General features: G+C 66.0%; 18 protein-coding genes. 6 read left to right on the forward strand and 12 right to left on the reverse strand.

The genetic code is table 11. The features are described from left to right. Positions 1-51 precede the first annotated feature (51 nt). The 3 genes from A5650_RS06815 to A5650_RS06825 all read right to left on the reverse strand — a co-directional run bounded on the left by A5650_RS06815 (position 52) and on the right by A5650_RS06825 (position 4,783). Positions 52-3,126, reverse strand: a complete 3,075-nt coding sequence (locus A5650_RS06815) for an AfsR/SARP family transcriptional regulator (RefSeq protein ID WP_067287915.1) — start codon at positions 3,124-3,126, stop codon at positions 52-54. Positions 3,127-3,261: 135 nt separating this feature from the next. Continuing rightward, positions 3,262-3,684, reverse strand: a complete 423-nt coding sequence (locus A5650_RS06820; protein WP_067287917.1) for a hypothetical protein — start codon at positions 3,682-3,684, stop codon at positions 3,262-3,264. Between the two features lie 175 nt (positions 3,685-3,859). Beyond that, positions 3,860-4,783 (reverse strand): IclR family transcriptional regulator, encoded by a 924-nt coding sequence (locus A5650_RS06825; protein ID WP_067287920.1) that lies wholly within the window; start codon positions 4,781-4,783, stop codon positions 3,860-3,862. An 84-nt stretch (positions 4,784-4,867) separates the two neighbouring features. Between A5650_RS06825 and A5650_RS06830 the strand changes: the two genes are divergently transcribed. The 3 genes from A5650_RS06830 to A5650_RS06840 are packed head-to-tail and all read left to right on the forward strand — an operon-like array spanning position 4,868 to position 7,919. Continuing rightward, on the forward strand, positions 4,868-5,995 hold the full coding sequence (locus A5650_RS06830) for a hypothetical protein (RefSeq protein WP_067287923.1): 1,128 nt from the start codon (positions 4,868-4,870) through the stop codon (positions 5,993-5,995). Further along, positions 5,995-6,777 (forward strand): SDR family oxidoreductase, encoded by a 783-nt coding sequence (locus tag A5650_RS06835; protein WP_067287925.1) that lies wholly within the window; start codon positions 5,995-5,997, stop codon positions 6,775-6,777. The genes A5650_RS06830 and A5650_RS06835 overlap by 1 nt, the downstream gene beginning before the upstream one ends. Further along, entirely contained in the window at positions 6,774-7,919 is a 1,146-nt protein-coding gene (locus tag A5650_RS06840) for a sulfotransferase family protein (RefSeq protein ID WP_067287929.1), read from the forward strand. The genes A5650_RS06835 and A5650_RS06840 overlap by 4 nt, the downstream gene beginning before the upstream one ends. Before the next feature lie 9 nt (positions 7,920-7,928). On the opposite strand, the gene A5650_RS06845 is transcribed toward A5650_RS06840, so the two are convergent. The 3 genes from A5650_RS06845 to A5650_RS06855 all read right to left on the reverse strand — a co-directional run bounded on the left by A5650_RS06845 (position 7,929) and on the right by A5650_RS06855 (position 10,281). After that, positions 7,929-8,573, reverse strand: a complete 645-nt coding sequence (locus tag A5650_RS06845; protein ID WP_067287938.1) for a sensor domain-containing protein — start codon at positions 8,571-8,573, stop codon at positions 7,929-7,931. Between the two features lie 71 nt (positions 8,574-8,644). Then, on the reverse strand, positions 8,645-9,127 hold the full coding sequence (locus A5650_RS06850; protein ID WP_067287939.1) for a hypothetical protein: 483 nt from the start codon (positions 9,125-9,127) through the stop codon (positions 8,645-8,647). Beyond that, positions 9,124-10,281: a 3-ketosteroid-9-alpha-monooxygenase, oxygenase component gene (locus A5650_RS06855; protein WP_067287941.1), complete on the reverse strand. Its 1,158-nt coding sequence runs from the start codon at positions 10,279-10,281 to the stop codon at positions 9,124-9,126. The genes A5650_RS06850 and A5650_RS06855 overlap by 4 nt, the downstream gene beginning before the upstream one ends. Positions 10,282-10,412: 131 nt before the next feature. Here A5650_RS06855 and A5650_RS06860 point away from each other — a divergent pair, with 131 nt between their 5' ends. Next, positions 10,413-10,943, forward strand: coding sequence for a gamma carbonic anhydrase family protein (locus tag A5650_RS06860; protein WP_067287944.1), 531 nt, complete (start codon positions 10,413-10,415; stop codon positions 10,941-10,943). A 3-nt stretch (positions 10,944-10,946) separates the two neighbouring features. On the opposite strand, the gene A5650_RS06865 is transcribed toward A5650_RS06860, so the two are convergent. Then, a complete protein-coding gene (locus A5650_RS06865; RefSeq protein ID WP_067084324.1) occupies positions 10,947-11,606 on the reverse strand; it encodes a hypothetical protein in 660 nt (219 codons plus the stop codon). A gap of 111 nt (positions 11,607-11,717) precedes the next feature. Here A5650_RS06865 and A5650_RS06870 point away from each other — a divergent pair, with 111 nt between their 5' ends. Further along, positions 11,718-12,704 carry an MOSC domain-containing protein gene (locus tag A5650_RS06870; RefSeq protein WP_197501804.1) on the forward strand — a complete coding sequence of 329 codons (987 nt, stop codon included), beginning with the start codon at positions 11,718-11,720 and terminating at the stop codon, positions 12,702-12,704. Here the strand turns inward: A5650_RS06870 and A5650_RS06875 are convergent. Genes A5650_RS06875 through A5650_RS06895 form a run of 5 tightly spaced genes read right to left on the reverse strand, consistent with a single transcriptional unit; the run spans position 12,701 to position 17,281 of the window. Beyond that, positions 12,701-13,117: a nuclear transport factor 2 family protein gene (locus tag A5650_RS06875; protein WP_067287947.1), complete on the reverse strand. Its 417-nt coding sequence runs from the start codon at positions 13,115-13,117 to the stop codon at positions 12,701-12,703. The genes A5650_RS06870 and A5650_RS06875 overlap by 4 nt on opposite strands. 5 nt (positions 13,118-13,122) lie before the next feature. Then, the gene (locus A5650_RS06880; RefSeq protein ID WP_067288470.1) at positions 13,123-14,001 is read right to left on the reverse strand and encodes a TIGR03619 family F420-dependent LLM class oxidoreductase; all 879 of its coding nucleotides are present in this window, start codon (positions 13,999-14,001) and stop codon (positions 13,123-13,125) included. A gap of 11 nt (positions 14,002-14,012) precedes the next feature. Then, positions 14,013-15,194 (reverse strand): thiolase family protein, encoded by a 1,182-nt coding sequence (locus A5650_RS06885; protein WP_067287954.1) that lies wholly within the window; start codon positions 15,192-15,194, stop codon positions 14,013-14,015. Next, on the reverse strand, positions 15,194-16,261 hold the full coding sequence (locus A5650_RS06890; RefSeq protein ID WP_067287956.1) for a thiolase family protein: 1,068 nt from the start codon (positions 16,259-16,261) through the stop codon (positions 15,194-15,196). Before A5650_RS06890 ends, A5650_RS06885 begins: the two co-directional genes overlap by 1 nt. Before the next feature lie 15 nt (positions 16,262-16,276). Further along, positions 16,277-17,281, reverse strand: coding sequence for a Zn-ribbon domain-containing OB-fold protein (locus tag A5650_RS06895; protein ID WP_067287957.1), 1,005 nt, complete (start codon positions 17,279-17,281; stop codon positions 16,277-16,279). Positions 17,282-17,339: 58 nt separating this feature from the next. Between A5650_RS06895 and A5650_RS06900 the strand changes: the two genes are divergently transcribed. Beyond that, positions 17,340-18,380: an LLM class F420-dependent oxidoreductase gene (locus A5650_RS06900; RefSeq protein ID WP_067287960.1), complete on the forward strand. Its 1,041-nt coding sequence runs from the start codon at positions 17,340-17,342 to the stop codon at positions 18,378-18,380. Positions 18,381-18,400 lie beyond the last annotated feature (20 nt).

The following is an 18,400-nucleotide window of genomic DNA, read 5'->3' on the forward strand; positions in this document are numbered from 1 at the left end:
CGTCGCGAATCGCTGTTGCAGTCGCGTTGCAGCGCCGTTGTGGGACCCGGCTCACGCCGGGTCGGGTGCGGCGGGGAGCTGCCCGGCTCCAGCGGATCTGTTCGCCACGGCCATCGCTTCGGCCAGCACGCGCTTGGCGCGCAGGAATGCGCGCGGGCGTCCCTGGGGAGCGAGCCGCTCCACCCATTCAAGGGCCCGCTGACAGGCAACATCGGGGTGTTCGGCGAGCAAGCCCCGGATCAAGGTCTCGTCGCGGATCTGGGCCGTCGCCTCGCCCAGTCCACCATGGGGCAACGCATCGTCCTGTTCGGCTCGTCGCCCGCCGACGATCGGCAGCCCCAGGCGCGTGAGTTCGTTATCGACGTGGGCGCGCAACCGCGGCAGCGCCAGCGCCGCCGCGACCCGCGCGCCTTCATTCAGGCGCACCGCGGCCGTCTCGAGGTCACCGCGTGCGGCCTTGACTCGCGCGCTCACGACGTGCCGCAGAATCAGGAATTCGACCGTCCCGCCCGATGACCCGAACTCGTAGCTGTCATCGAGCAGTCGTTCGGCCTCACCGACTTCGCCCCGTTCAAACAGCAATTCGCCGAGAAGCGCACCTGCGAGCAGTTCCGCATCCGAATGGCTTATCCCCCCGTAGCTTTCGGCCAGCGCAAGCGCCTCGCGAAAACAGCGTTCCGCACCGACGTCGTCGAGCTGTTCGCGCGCCGCCATACCGGCCAGGCAGTGCCCATAGATCCGGCTAAACGGATTTTCGTTGTCCTGGTAGGGCATCGCCCACTGCTGCCAGCCACGCGCGGCGTCGAAATCGAACCGCCAGAGCGCCATGAACGCGGCCACATTCGCGGCGACACTGACGAGAAACGGCGGTGCGGCCTCAGGTTCCGAAAGGCATTCGGACAGCAGGTCTTCCACTCCTGCGATGCGATCGGCCCAACTATCGAGCATTGCGCGCAGCACGTCGGCCTCGAGACGCGCTGCACGAAGATCGGCGTCCGGCAAGCCGTCGGCCGACACGGCGTTGTCGAAAGCCTCCAGTGCCGCCCGGGCTGCTACGGGCTGCTGCAGCATCGCGCTGGCCCAGCCTACGGCGAGCTGCAGTCGCGGCCGGTGCGCGATGATGTGAGCCGGCAGCTTGGACACCAGCCCGCGGAACGTCGACACTTTGGCCTGGCGAATCAGGTCCACTCCGAAGAGTTCGATCAGCTCGACTGCACGCTCGGCGTCGTCGGCCGCGATCGCGTGGTCCACCGCTTCTCGCAACAGCCCGTGCTCGGCAAACCAGCGGGACGCGGTGGCGTGCAAGGGTGCAACCCGGTCTGGGCGGTCGCGCTCGAGCCGGCGATGCAGATACTCGGCGAACAATTGGTGGTAGCGGAACCATTCCCCTTGGGGGTCGAGACGACGCAGGAACAGGTCGCGGTTCTCGGCGTCCTCGAGCAGCGCCTGTCCTTGAGCGGTGCCGGTGAGCGTCGATGCCAGATCACCACTGACGCGTTCGGTGATCGATGTGGCCATGAGGAAATCGCGTAACTCGGGTTCGAGGGAGTCGAGCACGTTCTCGGCCAAGTACTCGCCAATGGTGTGATCACGCCCGGACATTCGTCTGATCACCGTGCCGGGGTCTTGACAATCGCGCAAGGACAGCGATGCGAGCTGGAGGCCGACCACCCAACCGTCGGTAGTTCGTTCCAAGCTCGCCACATGCGTGTCGTTCAGGGCTAGTTCGCAGACCTCCAGCAGGAAGGTGCGCGATTCCGAGGGATCGAAACGCATGGCCTGTGAGTCGATTTCGATCAATTCGTCGCGGGCCCGCATCCGGCTGACCGGAAGATTCGACCGGGTCCGGCTGGTAACTATCACCTGCAGGTGCGGACCGCAGTGGTCGAGTAGGTAAGTCAGGGCGTCGATCGTGGCCGCCTCGGTGATGCGATGCCAGTCGTCGATCACGATGACGACGGAGGCGCCGCCGGCGTCGATCTCGTCAATGAACGAGGTCAGCACCCGGCGAATCACCGTCGGGCCACGCTCCTCCAGCACTTGCCGCAGTCGTTGGGCGAGTGTGGGCCGTACCGTGCGCACGGCCTCGATGAGATCGGTGACGAACCAGACGACGTTGTTGTCGTCCTCATCGATCGTGAGCCAGGCGACGGCTGTGCCGTCATCGGCAAGAATAGTGCGCCACTGCGCGGCCAGCGTTGTCTTACCGAAGCCGGCGGGGCCGTGGACGACGATCAACCGGCGTCCACCGCTGCCGCGCAACTTCTCGATCAGTCGTTCGCGCGCGACTAGTCGGCGCGCTGGCGTGGGCGGTCGGTATTTGGTCGACACCGTGACGTGGTTCCGGTCGCCGTCTGCCAGCTGAAGCTTGGAATCGTGTTGCAGGATAGCCGTTTCGAGGTCACGCAGGTCAGGGCTCGGGTCGACGCCGAGTTCCGCGTCGAGTCGCCGGCGCAATTCCGCGCCCACCCGCAGCGCCTCGGCCTGACGGCCCGACCGATACAGCGCCAACATGAGCTGGGCGTGCAACCTTTCTCTGAATGGATTTGCTGCAGAGAGAGTTTCAAGCTCCGCGATCAGCGCATGGTGTCGGCCCAACGCCAGATCGGCGTCGATTCGGTGACCAAGTGCTACCAACCGGAGCTCCTCAAGGCGCGCCGTCTCGGCTGCGGCGAACTCCGGTTGACCCAAATCCTCGAGCACTCCGCCGCGCCACAGGCTCAGCGCTTCGCGCAGCACTCCAGCGGCCCGTTCGGGGTTTCCGGTTCGCAGCGCCTCCTGCCCTTCTTCCAGCAGGTCCTCGAACCGGGCGCTGTCGATCTGGCCCCGACTCAAGAAGACCCCATAACCGGCCTTCTGAGTGACGGGGACGTCGTGGACGCCCACGCCCGCCAGACGAGACCGGAGCCGCGACACGTGAGCCCGCAGTGTGACGTCCGCGCTCGCAGGCGGTGCGCCACGCCAGATCGCGTCTGCGATGCGGTCCGCTGAAAGACACCGGTTCGGATGGAGCAACAGCAAGGCGAGCAGTTCGCGCTGCTTAGGGCCGCCCAGATCTATCGGCCGGTTGCCATCCCGGCTGACCGTGAGCGGACCCAGGACGCCGAATTCCGGCACCCCGGTCACGGCGTCGCTCCGCCGACTTTCACCAGGTCAGCGTAGCGTTTTCGGGCATCAACGCGGCAACGAAGCGCCAAGGCCTCCGAAACGAACAGCCGCCCTGCCGTTTGGCAGGGCGGCTGCTGTGCGGAGGCTGTGACGTCACCGGTAAGCGACGAAGACGCCGTTCTCCAGGAACACACCGAACGCATTCGCCTCGGCGTTCCACTCGACCTTCAACGGGGTGTCGAGGTCGGGGAGATCCGGCCGCAGCTCGAGCGGCGGCAGCCAGACATCCGGAATGCCGAGGCGCACCCGATCGTCCCAGTGGCCCGGAGGGACGTTCTCCAGCGGGTTCGGAACACCCGCGATGGTGGGCTGCTGCTTCACCTGTCCCGGCGGACCGAACGGGTTGTGCCCGGGCGGATCCCCAGGTGCCCAATTCGAGATGACCGGTCCCGGCGGGTTCGGCCCCGGAACTTTCGGGCCCGGATCCGCCTGCGCGAGGCCGCTACCCAGGGCGAATGCCGACAAACCGAGCGCTCCGGCCATTGCTGTTGTGGCCGCAAACTTCTTGATCTCCACGGTGAACTCCTTGTTCGGTGATGGCGCCGACGGTCGCGGCGCTACATCGACTTGTTGTTCGTCACCGCCCCGACCACGTAGCGATCGGTGCGTCTTGAAGACCCCCAGACAAAAGTTCAGGTACCCGCGACACGACGGGGCAAAACGCTCGAATCCAAAATCTTTGTTTGCTGGTCTAACCGTCCCCGTGGGGTTTCGTTCCGCCCAGCTGTGCAGTCACCGAGTCCGCGGTGGCCACCAGTGCCCGCGCGCGCTCGTGTATTTCATTGTCGGTCAGCGCTTTCCCGATGTGCATCGAAGCCACCATGATTTGTCGCTGGTAGTGGTCATACACCGGTGCCGAGATGACGCTGATATCGAATCTGGCGGAGCGGCGTTTGCCTTCTAACCCGTTCTCGCCACGCAGGTAAACGCGCTCACCGATGTCGGACACCAGCTCGCCGAGCAGCGCGCGCAACTCGTCGGGCAGCTGTGTCGACATGCCCGCCATCAACGCGTAGAGCCGCCGGCCACCTGGTGTGAGTCGTTCGACCAGATATCCGTCCGCGCGGCACTCGGCGATCACTCGGTTCAGCCGTTCGGTGTCGGTGCGCAACGGAAGCGTCGGCTCCTTCGTCAACCAGTTGCGCTCCGCCTCGTCGTCCCACAGCACGAACATCAGCCCGACCGGGGGTGCGAACGGATAGCTCTGCCCGACCTCGACCCCCGGCCTCACGCCCGGCGGAGAGACGATGTCCAGCAGCGTGATCCGGTCATCCACGACGGCCGACAGCGCCGCGGTGACTCCGAAGCGCGACGACAGCCTGCGAAGCGCCTCACGAGCGGCCGGGCTCACCCGCAGCGATTCCTGGGCCCGATGACCGAGCGTGATAAGCGAGGGGCCCAGCCGGTACGTCTTGTCGGTCGGGTCGCGCACCAGATAACCCGCGTCCGAAAGCGTGGTCACGATGCCGAGACACGTCGGCTTGCTCAGTCCGAGGCGGCGAGCGAGTTCCGACACCCCGAACCGCTGGCCGGTGTTCTCGGCCAGAAAGTCGAGGACGCGCACGACCCGTTCGGTCGGCGGCGATGCACGACCGGACGACTCTGGAGAGCTCACGGTCGAAGGCTACCGGGCGTTCCATATTTGAACCAGATCGGTCCGTATATTGACTACAGTTAGAACGCGTTCTAGTTTCGCAGTGTGTACTCACAGCCGTTCATCGACGCGATCGCCGAAGCCGAGCACCTGGTGTCCACTGCGCCGTTCATCGAGTCGGAGGCGGACCTGCTCGAGGGTCTGCAGTATCTGGCCGGATGTATAGCCGCCTGCGCTCACCTGGCGTTCGACTACGACCGCGACCATCCCTTAATGCAGTCCGGAACCGGACCGTTCACGAAGATGGGCCTAGACAATCCGGACGCCCTCTATTTCGGGACCCGGGTGCAGCCCGGCCATGAGTACGTCGTCACCGGTAAACGTGGCACCACCACCGACCTGGCCTTTCAGCTGCTGGGCGGGGAGTACACCGACGACAACGTGCCACCGAGCCAGGCGGCATTCGACGACCGCGAACTCGACATCGCCGAGGACGGGACGTACGAGTGGCGGTTCACGCCGACCAGCCCGTCGCAGTTGGTCGTCCGCGAGGTGTACAACGACTGGTCCGCGCAGCGGGGTTACATCGCCATCGCGCGCACCGACACCGCGGGCACCGCACCTGCGCCGCTGACCAAGGAGCTCATCGAGAAGCGCTACGCGGTGGCGGGGAAGCAACTGGTCCAGCGCGTGAAGACCTGGCTGCAGTTCCCCCAGTGGTTCTACGACACGCTGCCGGTCAACACCATGGTCGCGCCGCGGCTCACTCCCGGGGGCCTGGCCACCCAGTACTCGTCGGTCGGTCACTTCGACCTGACACCGGACCAGGCGATGATCATCACGCTGCCCGTGCCCGACGCCCCGTATCTCGGCTTCCAGCTCGGCAGCCTGTGGTACATCTCGCTGGACTACATCAACCACCAGACATCGTTGAACGGCACTCAGGCACAGGCTGATCCGGATGAGAAGATCCGTATCGTCGTCTCCGACGCCAACCCCGGCGTCACGAACTGGTGCGAGACGCTCGGCCATCGCAAGGGATATCTCCAGTTCCGGTGGCAGCGCCTGTCGCGCGCTCTGACCGAGGCCGACGGCCCGACCGTCGAGATCGTCGACGTGGACAGGGTCGCCGACGCGCTGCCGTACTACGACAGCAACAAGATCTCCGAAGATGACTGGCGCGCGAGGATCGCACTGCGGCAGCAGCAGATTCAGAACAGGATGGTGGGCTGATGACGGGTCTCCTCCAAGACAAGGTCGTCGTCATCAGCGGCGTCGGCCCGGCCTTGGGCACGACGCTCGCGCGCCGGTGCGCGCAGGAGGGTGCGGACGTCGTGCTCGCCGCCCGCACCGTCGAGCGGCTGGAGGATGTCGCCAAGCAGATCACCGATCTGGGTCGGCGGGCGCTGTCGGTCGGGACGGACATCACCGACGATGCGCAGGTGAACAACCTCGTCGACGAAACGATGAAGGCTTACGGCAAGGTCGACGTGCTGATCAACAACGCGTTCCGCGTGCCGTCGATGAAGCCGTTGGCCAACACCACGTTCGAGCACATGCGCGACGCAATCGAGTTGACCGTTTTCGGTGCGCTTCGCCTGATCCAGGGGTTCACGCCGGCGTTGGCGGAGGCCAACGGCTCGGTCGTCAACGTGAACTCGATGGTGGTGCGTCATTCACAGGCGAAGTACGGTGCCTACAAAATGGCGAAGTCGGCGCTGCTGGCGATGTCGCAGTCGCTGGCAACCGAACTCGGTGAGCAGGGAATTCGGGTCAATTCCATTCTGCCGGGCTATATCTGGGGCGGAACGTTGGAAAGCTACTTCAACCATCAGGCGGGCAAGTACGGCACCACGGTCGACGAGATCTACAAGGCGACCGCCGCCGCGTCCGACCTCAAGAGGCTGCCCACCGAGGACGAGGTCGCATCGGCGATTCTGTTCATGGCCAGCGACCTGTCCAGCGGAATCACCGGCCAGGCACTGGATGTCAACTGTGGGGAGTACAAGGCGTGAGCCCCCGCACCGACGTCGGCACCGTCGAGGATCTGCACGCATCGGCCACCAAGGCCTGCGGTCTCGACGATTTCGGCAGCGACGACGACAATTATCGCGAAGCTCTCGCTGTGCTGCTCGAGTCGTACCGCCGCGACGCGGATCTCACCGAGTTCGGCAGCAAAATGCAGCGGTTCTTCGTGCGTAACGCGCTCGTCGCGCGGCTGGTGTCCGAAGCGGCGTGGAAGCAGTACCCGCAGCACGCCGACGTCGAGATCTCCAAGCCGATCTTCGTGACGGGCCTGCCGCGCACCGGCACCACCGCCATCCACCGGCTACTGGCCGCTGACCCCCGACACCAAGGGCTGGAGTTATGGCTCGCCGAGTTCCCGCAGCCCCGGCCGCCTCGCGAAACCTGGTCGGAGAACCCGGTTTTCGCGCAACTCGACGCCCAGTTCAGCAAGGCGCACGCGGAGAATCCGGATTACACCGGCCTGCACTACATGACCGCCGACGAGGTCGAGGAATGCTGGCAGTTGCTGCGCCAGTCCCTGCATTCGGTGTCATACGAGACGTTGGCCCATATCCCGACGTACTCGCGATGGTTGGCAGAACAGGACTGGACGAAGCCGTATCAGCGCCACCGCAGAAACCTTCAGCTGATCGGGCTCAACGAACCGGAGAAGCGGTGGGTCCTGAAGAATCCGAGCCACCTGTTCGCGCTCGACGCCCTCTTCAAGACGTATCCCGATGCGCTGGTCATCCAATGCCACCGCCCACCGGAGACGATCATGGCGTCGATGTGCTCGCTGGCCCAACACACCACCGAGGGATGGTCCACCACCTTCATCGGCGAGACGATCGGGCGCGACTCGTTGGAGACCTGGTCGCGAGGGCTGGAGCTGTTCAATGCCGAACGGGCGAAACACGATCCGGCACAGTTCTACGACCTCGACTACTTCGCGTTGATCAAAGATCCAGTCGGCGCAGTGGCCGACATCTACCGCGCGTTCGGGATCGAGTTCACCGACGAGGCACGAGACGCGATGACCGCGACGCATGAGGAGAGCAAGAAAGGGCCGCGGGCACCCAAACACTCGTACTCGCTGGCCGATTACGGCCTGACCGACGACGAGGTCAAGGAGCGGTTCAAGGGACTCTGACCGTTCGGCTCAGGCGGTGGTGTTCGCCAGCTTGTTGATGCGCTCGAGTGCGTCCTCGGCCAGTGATCTCACGTCATAGCCGTTCGCAGGGCCGCACGTGGAGATCTCGACGGCGGCGTTGTGTGCGGCGATCAACGCGCTGTCGCATGCCCAGTCGTCACCCTTGAACGACCACAGCACGATCTCGCGTGAACCGGAATCGACCGGTGCCAAGAGCTCGAAGACATAGTCGCGGCCGGCCATGCTGGTGACCCGGAACGGTGTTCCGTGGCAGGACTCGATCGTCCGCTTCGCTTGTGCGAGGGCCTCACCGGCGTCGAAATCTGCTCGATAGACGCCGATCATCTCTTCGACGTACACGTCGAGACCGCTGTTCGTGGTCATCCAGTGCCCACCGTCGTACGCGGCGGGATCGTGGTCGACGATGAACGGCGGGTCGACCTCGCGCGTCACTCCCGCGCACTCGGCCGGCTCGACGGAGACGAACAGGTTGCCGTCGCTCTTCAACACTTTCGGGCTCAGCAGGTCGCCGATCTGTCCGGCCGTGATCGGCGCGACCGGCGGTTCCGAAGTCGGCGGCGGGCCGTCGACGACCCGTGTGCAGGCGGCAGCGCTCATCGCGAACAGACAGAAAGTCGCCCAGAATCGCCGCATTTCGGGCGACTTTACGTTCCCCAGCTCGCGCGTGGGCCCATCTTGCCGGGATAGGGCGGGTGATGGACGATCTAGCCGTCGCCGGGCGGGGGCGCGGAGGACTTCTCCTCCAGGCAGCCTTCGGCCACAGCGTGTTTGATGCTGTCGGCCAGCCGGGGGCAGGCTTTCTCGCGGGCGGGATCGCCGCCGGACGCCCGGATCTCGGAGAAGTACGCGCAGCGTCGCGACGCCTCGGTGTTCCACTGCACCGAGGTGTGTGCAGGTCCCAACTTCTTGACGTCGACCGACACGTGGCAGAACCGGCAGTCGACGGATACCAGGCCCGAGCTCAGATACCGCTCACGATCGCGTTGGGTGGCCTCACGCAGCGCCGCTGTGCGCTCGGCATCGAAAATCGGTGCCTTCGTGGAGGTTCCGGCTGTCGAGCCACCGCCATGGCCGTGGTCGTCGTCGTCATGCCCACCGTGCAGCAGCAACATCGCCCGCGCCAGCCGGTCGACATCGGCGGGGCCGACAATCCGACTAGAGTCGGGGGCTTCGTCGCGCGGGCTCATGACTGCGTTTGTTCAGCCTTCTCTTTCTCTTCGGCCTGGCGCTTGAGGTTCTCCTCGACCTCGACATGCCACTTCTCGTTCGCCGCCGTGGTGTCGACCTCGATCTCGAAGCGGTCCGTCATATCGGGGGTGATGTCCGCGACGTCGACGTAGAACTGCTGATACCACCGGCGCATCTGGTAAACCGCGCCGTCCTCCTCGACGAGCAGCGGATTGTCGATGCGGGTCTTGTGCTTCCAGATCTCCACATCCTGCAGGAAGCCCTTGCTGACTCCCTCGGTGAACGTGTTGGCCAGCTTCTCGGTCATCTCCTCGTCCAGCCCCTTGGGCTTTTCGACGATGACGCCCCACTGCAGCATGAACGAGTTCTGGGTGACCGGGTAGTGGCAGTTGATCAGGATCGACTCGGCCTTGTAGCCGCCGTAGTTGTTGTGCAGCCAGTTGATCATGAAGGACGGGCCGAAATAGGACGCCTCCGAATCGAGGTGCGCCTCACCGTAGGTGGTGCCCATGTCGCTGATGTCGGGCCGACCGACGTTGTGCAGATACTGCGACGCGATGTGGCCCTCGAAGACGTTCTTGAAGTACGTCGGCAAGCCGTAGTGGATGTAGAAGAAGTGCGCCATGTCGGTGACGTTGTCGATGATCTCCCGGCAGTTGGCGTTCTCGATCAGGATCGAGTTCCACTTCCAATCGGTCCACTCGTCGCTCTCGACCTCCGGGATCTCGGGAATCCGGACCTCGGGCTGTGGCGGATTGCCTTCGTGGTCGTGCCAGACGAACAACAGCCCGCCGCGAACGTCGGTCTCCCAGGCGCGGGTGCGGGCCAGCCGCGGCGTGCGTTTGGCGTAGGGCACCAGCTTGCACTTGCCGTCGCCGCCCCAGCGCCAGTCATGGAACGGGCACGCCACTTCGTCGCCCTTGATCGTGCCCTGGGCGAGGTTGCCACCCATGTGGCGGCAGTAGCCGTCGAGGACCTTCACGTCGCCGTGCGAGTCGGCGAAGACCACGAGCATGGTGCCGAAGATCTCGATGCCGTGCGGCTTGCCGTCCAGGTAGTTCTTCACCGGGCCCAGGCAGTGCCATCCCCGGGCATACCGGTCGGGCAGGGCGCCGGTGTCGATCTCACGAATTCCCGCGCTGTCGGTAGTCACGGTGGGCCTCCCGGTTCTGTGTCTCTAACTAGAACACGTTACAGTTTTGTCCGCTCCACACGCAATCTGTGCAGGTAATCCGCCTCCTCATGAAGCGCTCATCGCGCGCCAACTAGGGGTATAACCAAACGATGCCGTTGTACTCCTTCGAGGGGCGCGCACCGACGATCGATCCGGACGCGTTCATCGCGCCGACGGCCACGCTGGTGGGTGACGTACACGTCGAGGCGGGTGCGTCGGTGTGGTTCAACGCCGTGCTGCGGGCCGACTTCGCCCCGATCGTGGTGCGTGAGGGCGCCAATGTGCAGGACGGCTGCGTTCTGCACGCCCCGCCGGGCATCCCCGTCGACGTGGGACCCGGCGCGACGGTCGCGCACGCCTGCGTCGTGCACGGCGCGCACATCGGCGCGGAGGCGGTGCTCGCCAATCACTGCACGGTGCTCGACGGGGCGGTCATCGGCGCTCGCACCCTGATCGCGGCGCACTCGCTCGTCATCGGTGGCACGAAGATCCCCGACGAAGTTCTGGTGACCGGAGCACCAGCCAGGGTGCGCGGTCCGATCGCCGGAACCGGCGCGGAGATGTGGGTGAACACCAACCCCGGCGCGTACCAGGAGCTGGCGCGTCGTTACTCGACGGGTCTGCAACGCGTCGAGGAGTGATCGCTACCGCTTCGTGAGGCCGGCGCGAAGGGCGACATCCTGCATCTTGCCGATCTTGACCACGAACTCGTCGGTGGTGGCGTCGCCGAGCGCGCTTTGGAATTCGAGCCGCACCAGCGCCGGGCCCTGGGTGAACAGCAGCATCGTGACCGCCTTGCTGTGGTCGATCGATTGACCGACGGCGATGGTGCCGTCAGTGCCGACCGGGACCGGTCGGGGTGTCGCGTCGGCGACCACCTGGTCGAGCCTGGGAATGGCCTCGCGCAGCGTCTTGGTCGCGGTCTCGGCGTCCGGGTAGACCACGATCGTGTTGGAGATCGCGCGGGTGTCGTCCTGATTGACGAACAGGGCGCTCGCCCCGGGCAGACCTCCGGGCGCGGGGTTCGTCGACTGGACGGTGAAGGTGTCTTCGTCGTCGCTGAGATCGGACGCCTCGAGCAGCAGGTGGCTGTAGTCCACGGGCTCAGCCGGATCGCCGCTGCGGCTTGTCGTGGGCGCGGCCGGCGCCGACGTCGTGGACGAGGTCGCGGAAGGGCCTCCGAGGCCTCCGCTCGGGTTGGGCCCGGACGCGTCGTCGCAGCCGGCGGTGACGGCGCAGATGACGGCCGCCACCGCCGCCGCGGACAGCGGTTTCGACAGTGTGAGACGGCGGTGTTCAAACATGGGATTCGGACTCCGTGTGTGTGCGTAGAGCTCGTCTTCCGAAGGTACTGAACCGGACGAATGCACTGGACACAGCGCTGTGGCCGATCAGGTGAGCGGTAGCGTGGCGCCATGACCATCGGTCGGGTCGCCGAACTGTGGCGCTATCCAGTGAAGTCGTTGGGCGGCGAACGCGTCGAGCACGTCGATATCGGACCGCGCGGAGTCACCGGCGACCGATTGTGGGCGGTGCGCGATCTCGAGCGCGACGTGACCGCGTCGGCGCGCCGCCTCCCGGCGCTGCTCAACGCCACCGCGCGGTACGTCGCCCCGCTGCCCGCGGACGCCGGTCCCGGAAACGTGCCCGAGGTCGCGATCACCTTTCCGGACGGAAGCGAGTTGTCCAGCGGTGACGACGCTGTGCACGCCAAGCTGTCGGAATTGGCGGGACGTGAGGTGCGCCTGACCGCGCTGCCGCCCGCCGAGGACACCAGCCTGCACCGGCTAAGCAAGCACGAACGCGACAACGCGTCGATCGCCTCGCTGCGCACCGACTTCGGCGTCGATCAGGGTGAGAAGCTGCCTGATGTCTCGATGTTCCGGATCGCCGACCTCGCGATGTTCGCTCGCTTCTCGACGCCGCCGGGGATGTTCGTCGACCTCGCGCCGGTGCACGTGCTGAGTATGACGAGTCTTGCGACGGTCGGCGCCGACGTGGGCGGTGATCCTCTCGACGTACGGCGCTTCCGGCCGAATGTGCTTCTCGCGCTCGATGATCCGTCCGACGGGCTGCCTGAAGCGCAGTGGACCGGTGGGCATCTCACCCTGGGGGGCGCGGTGCTGGAGGTGACGATGCCGACGATCCGCTGTGTGGTCCCGAGCCGCGGACAGCCGGGCCTCGAGGTCGACCGCCGCATCACCAAGGCCGTCGCCGCGCGGGCACAGCGCTGCCTGGGCAGCTACTGCTGGGTGGACACCGCGGGGGCGGTGCGCGTGGGCGACGCGGTCGATCTGCGCGGGGCGGCTGTTCCCAAACGCGTGTTCGGTGATGCGGTCAGGCGGGCAAAACGGTTCACGTTGAGCCTCGCCGCCTCGGCCGCGGACCGGCTCGGCCGCTAGATCTTTCGTGCGCTCGCGGTGGCGCGGTCCAGTTCCCAGAAGGCCCTCAGCGCAACGATCTTGCCCTCGTCGTTGACGCGGTAGGTGAACACGCCCTCGGCCGTCACCTCGTAACCGGCGGACCGGATGACGATATGGCCGACGTTGGCCTCCTCGTTACCGCACTGGTACGTGGTCTCGAAGTTGAACTGCAACTCGCTGGGCGCGATCGCCATGTCGTAGAACTTCGCGATGGCTTCCTTGCCGCGATGACCTTTGCCCTCGGGGTCGAAGTGCGACGGCCCGATGGGGTCCTCCACGATCGCGTCGTCGGCGAAGTTGTCCAGCCAGGCCTGCTTGTCGTGGGCGATCGCCGCCTCGCGGGATCGCTTGCCCGCCAGGTGCACCGGAGCCTCCGGATTGGTGACGGTCATCGGGATCAGTCCTGCCAGCCCGAGTGGATGTAAGTTTCGGCGAAGCGCTTCATCGCGTCGAGCTTGGGTTGCAGCGGTGCGTCGAAGCCCAGTCCCTCGAACACCCATGGCATCACGATGTTGTCGGTGACGCCGGATTCGGCGAGTTCACGGTGGCCGTCGACGCCGAACTTGTCGATGCATACGGCCTGGAACTCGAACGGGTCGTCGGCCCGGCCGTATTCGGCGAGCAGCGCCTTCAGCTTGGCGATCGTTTCGGCCAGCTGCTCGCCGGTCATCATCGCGCTGGTCCATCCATCGCCGACGCGTGCCGCGCGCTTGAGAGCGACGTCGGTGTGGCCGCCGACGTAGAACGGGACCGGTTCGGTGGGCGCCGGGCTCATCTGAAGCTTGTCGAAGTCGTAGAACTCGCCGTGGAACTCCACCATGCCGCCGGCCAGCACGAGTTTGATCACCTCGATCATCTCGTCGACCCTCTTGCCGCGGCGCGCGTACGGCTGGCCACACCACTCGAACTCCTCGGGGGCCCAACCGATCCCGACACCGAAACCGAACCGGTTGTTGGTCAGGTTGGCCACCGAGCCGACCTGGCGCGCGAGCAGCAGTGGATTGCGCGAACCCAGCTTCATCACGTTGGTGTAGAAGCGCAGCGTCGACGTCACCGCACCCATCGCCCCTGCGGCGATCAGCGGATCGACCCAGGGGGTGTTCTCGTCCCACATCCGCGAGCCGTCCGGCGTGTACGGGTAGTCCGCCGCTTGCTTCTCCATGTAGAAGATGGAGTCCGGCAACGCGATCGAGGTGAAGCCGACCTCCTCGGCCGTCTTCGCGATCGCGGTCAGCTGGTCGATCTGACACATCGGCACCGCGCAGGTGTACTGCATACGGGACATGGTCAGGCCGTCGGCTTGTCGCTGGAGACCACCCACATCGAGTAGTACTGCGAGCCGCCGCCGTACGCGTGGCCGAGCGCCTTGCGGGCGCCCTCGACCTGGTGGTCGCCGGCCTTGCCCATCACCTGGATCGCTGCTTCGGCGAAGCGGATCATGCCGGAGGCACCGATCGGATTCGACGACAGCACGCCGCCGGAAGCGTTGAGCGGAATGCGTCCGCCGATCGCCGTCTCGCCCGCCTCGGTCAGCTTCCAGCCTTCTCCTTCCGTCGCGAAACCGAGGTTCTCCAGCCACATCGGCTCGAACCACGAGAACGGCACGTAGACCTCGGCGACGTCGATCTCGTCGATCGGGCTCTTGATCCCGGCCGCCTTCCACAACGCCGCTGCGGCATCACGGCCCGCCTGCGGATTGACCTGGTCACGCCCCGAGTACGCCAGTGGTTCGGTCCGCAGCGCCGTCGCATGAATCCAGGCGACCGGATTGCCTTCGGCGAGACGCTGATCGGCGATCTCCTCGTTGCCGATCACCAGGGCACAGGCACCGTCCGACGACGGGCACGTCTCGTCGAATCGGATGGGGTCCCACAGCATCTGGGATGACATCACCTTCTCCAGGGTGATGTCGGGCTGATGCAGATGCGCCAGCGGGTTCTTGGCGCCGTTGAGCCGGTCCTTGACCGCCACCATCGCACCGATGTGGTTGGGCGCCCCGGAGCGGCGGATGTAGGCGCGCACGTGCGGGGCGAAGTACCCACCGGCGCCGGCGCCGACGGGTTTGGTGAACGGCACCGGAATGCTCAAGGCCCACATGGCGTTCGACTCGGACTGCTTCTCCCATGCCATCGCCAGCACGCGCCGGTACTTACCGGACTGCACCAGGCTGGCGGCCACGACCGCTGTCGACCCGCCGACCGAACCGGCGGTGTGCACACGGATCAACGGCTTGTTCGTCGCGCCGACGGCGTCGGCCATGAACAGCTCGGGCATCATCACGCCCTCGAAGAAGTCAGGTGCCTTGCCGACCACCACCGCGTCGATGTCGTCCATCGTCGCGCCCGCGTCCGCCAGCGCCTTGTCGATGGCCTCGCGCACCAGACCGTTCATCGACACGTCCTGGCGCTTGGCGACGTACTTCGTCTGACCGGTGCCCAGTACCGCGGCCAGTTGCTTGTTGGATGCCATCAGTCGCGTCCCTCCAGAACGGCCACCAGATTCTGTTGCAGCGCAGGCCCGCTCGTCGCGTGGGCAAGGACCCGCTGCGCCGACCGGTCGAAGATGTGTTGTGCAGCGAAGCCGATGCGCTCGAGACCCGCGGAGAACATCGGGTTGGCGGACAGCGCCCCGCCCGAGGGGTTCACGTTGGTCTTGTCGCCCAGGCCGATTGCCTCGGTGAGGATCAGCTGCTGGTGGCTGAACGGGGCATGGATCTCGGCGAGGTCGATCGATCCGGTGTCACCGCCGGTCGCCGCTTGAGCGGACGCCGCGGTGGACGGCGACGTCGTCAGATCGCGGGCGCCCAGGATCGGCGTCTCGATGCGATGCTCGATACCAGTGATCCACGCGGGGTTCTCGCGAAGTTCGCGTGCCCGGTCCCCGGCGGCCAGGACGATCGCCGAAGCGCCGTCGGTGATCGGCGCGATGTCGTGGCGGCGCAACGGATCGGCGAAGTACGGCCGCTCGAGCAGCTCGTCGATTGACTTGGCCGGTTTCTCGCTGTCGGTGCGGCCCGCGGCCGTCATCGAGTTCAGCGCCACCTCGGCCATCTGCTCGGCGGTCCACTTACCGCCGTCGAGTCCGAACCGAGCCTGCAGGCCGGCGATCGACACCGAGTCCGGCCACAGCGGCGCGACACTGTACGGGTCGGTCTGCAGCGCCAACACGCGGCGCAGCACCCCTGCGCTCGACTTGCCGAAGCCGTAAACCAGCGCGGTGTCCACCTCGCCGGTGAGAATCTTGATGTACGCCTCGTAGAGCGCCCACGCCGCGTCCATCTCGACGTGCGACTCGTTGATCGGCGGCACCGCGCCGATCGAGTCGATCGCGGAGATGAACGAGAACGCGCGTCCCGCAAGGTAATCCGACGAACCCGAGCACCAGAAGCCGATATCGGTCTGCTTCAGCCCGAGCTCGTCGTAGAGCCGGTGGAAACACGGCATCAGCATCTCGACGCCGTTGGTGGTCCCGTCGGTGCGCCGCACGTGCGGCGCGTGCGCGAAGCCGACGACCGCTACCCCGTTTTCCGAAGTCATGAAGAATGAGCCCCTTTACAGGTGGTGCTTGTAGGAGTCGTAATCGGCGTCGGGCTCACCCGTCGGCCGGAAGTGGTCGATGTTGTCGATGCCCAGACCCCACTCCTCGCGCGGTTTCCAGATCGCTTCGACGCGCATTCCCATCCGCACCTCGGACGCCTCGATCTCGGTCACCAGGTGCAGGAAGGGGATGTCGGCGCCGTCGAGCAACACGTAGGCGGCGACGTACGGCGGTTTGATTCGCTGCCCGGCAAACGGGATGTTGATCACCGCGAACGTGGTGACGGTGCCCTTGTCCGGCAGCTCGATGAACTCGTCGAGCTCGAGGCCCGTGGCGGGGTCGGCCTCCTTCGGAGGGAAGTACACCTTGCCGGGCTTGCCGTCACGGCCGCGCTTGGTCCGGGCACCGAGAAGCTTGCCCTCCTCGAGCGCCCGCAGGAACGTGCTTTCGGGAAGCGATGCGGTGTGCTGGATCTCGATCGACGACGGTGCCACCTGAACGGTGACCGGATCGCGGTCGTCGGGCCGGCCCTCCGGTTCGGCGTCCTCCCCCAGCGCGAAGTAGGCGATGTCGGTGATGGCCCCGACCGGTTCGTCGACCCAGTGCGCGTGCACCCGTGCGCCGGTGCTGATCTTCTCCGGGGAGTCGGCGTCGACGGCGTGCAGCAGCGGGGTGTCGGCGCCGTCGAGTTTGATCAGCGCCCACGCGAACGGCCGGTCCAGCGGCTGTCCTTCCAACGGGGCCGGCTGCCAGGTCCACGAAACCACGGTCCCGACCGGGGCCACCGGTACGATTTCCGTCAATCGCTCGTAGGTCACGGGATCGAACTCGGCCGGCGGCACGTGCACCCGCCCGTCCGAACCGCGCACTCCGACGATGCGTCGCTCGCGCAGGGCGGTAAAGAACTGGGACAGGAGTGGTCCGACTGAACGGGTGTAGTCGAATGAGAGCTTCAGCGGCGCTGAGAGCGGCGGCTCATGCGGATCGATCTGCACCGGGCTGCTTTGGCTGGTGGTCACGGCATCGAGTAGAACAGGTTCTAAGAATGGTTTCAAGACACCGTTATGAGGTCTGCGAATGAAGCTCGGACTGCAGTTGGGTTATTGGGGCGCGCAGCCGCCCGAGAACCACGCGGAACTGGTCGCCGCCGCCGAAGAGGCCGGCTTTGACACGGTGTTCACCGCGGAGGCCTGGGGCTCGGACGCCTACACGCCGCTGGCCTGGTGGGGCCGCGAGACCAAGCGCATGCGGCTTGGCACCTCGGTGATCCAGTTGTCGGCGCGCACCCCGACCGCGTGCGCGATGGCAGCGCTGACGCTCGACCACCTCTCCGGCGGTCGGCACATCCTCGGGTTGGGCGTGTCCGGACCGCAGGTCGTCGAGGGTTGGTACGGGCAGCGGTTCCCGAAGCCGCTGACGCGCACCCGTGAGTACATCGACATCCTGCGTCAGGTGTGGGCGCGCGAGGCGCCCGTGCGCAGCGACGGCCCGCACTACCCGCTGCCGTTGACAGGCGAGGGGACGACAGGTCTGGGCAAGAACCTCAAGCCGATCACGCACCCGCTACGGGCCGACATCCCGGTCATGCTCGGCGCGGAAGGGCCGAAGAACGTCGCGCTGGCCGCCGAGATCTGCGACGGCTGGCTGCCGATCTTCTACTCGCCGCGCATCGCCGACATGTACAACGAGTGGCTCGACGAGGGGTTTGCCCGGCCCGGCGCCCGCCGCAGCCGCGAGGATTTCGAGATCTGCGCGACGGCCCAGGTGGTCGTCACCGACGACCGCGCCGAGATGATGGAGCTGATGAAGCCGCACCTGGCGCTGTACATCGGCGGAATGGGCGCCGAGGACACCAACTTCCACGCCGACGTGTACCGCCGCATGGGTTATGCGGAAGTGGTCGACGACGTGACGAAGCTGTTCCGCTCTGGACAAAAGGACGGCAAAGAGCGAGCGGCCAAGATCATCCCCGACGAGTTGGTCGACGACTCGGCCATCGTCGGCGACCTCGGTTACGTGCAGGAACAGATCAAGGCGTGGGAAGCCGCTGGCGTGACGATGATGGTCGTCGGCGCGCGTTCACCCGAGCAGATCCGGGATCTCGCCGCGCTTGTCTGATCGGGTAGACACTTCCTTGC

The sequence above is a fragment of the Mycobacterium sp. 1164985.4 genome, from assembly GCF_001668575.1.
Lineage (GTDB): Bacteria > Actinomycetota > Actinomycetes > Mycobacteriales > Mycobacteriaceae > Mycobacterium.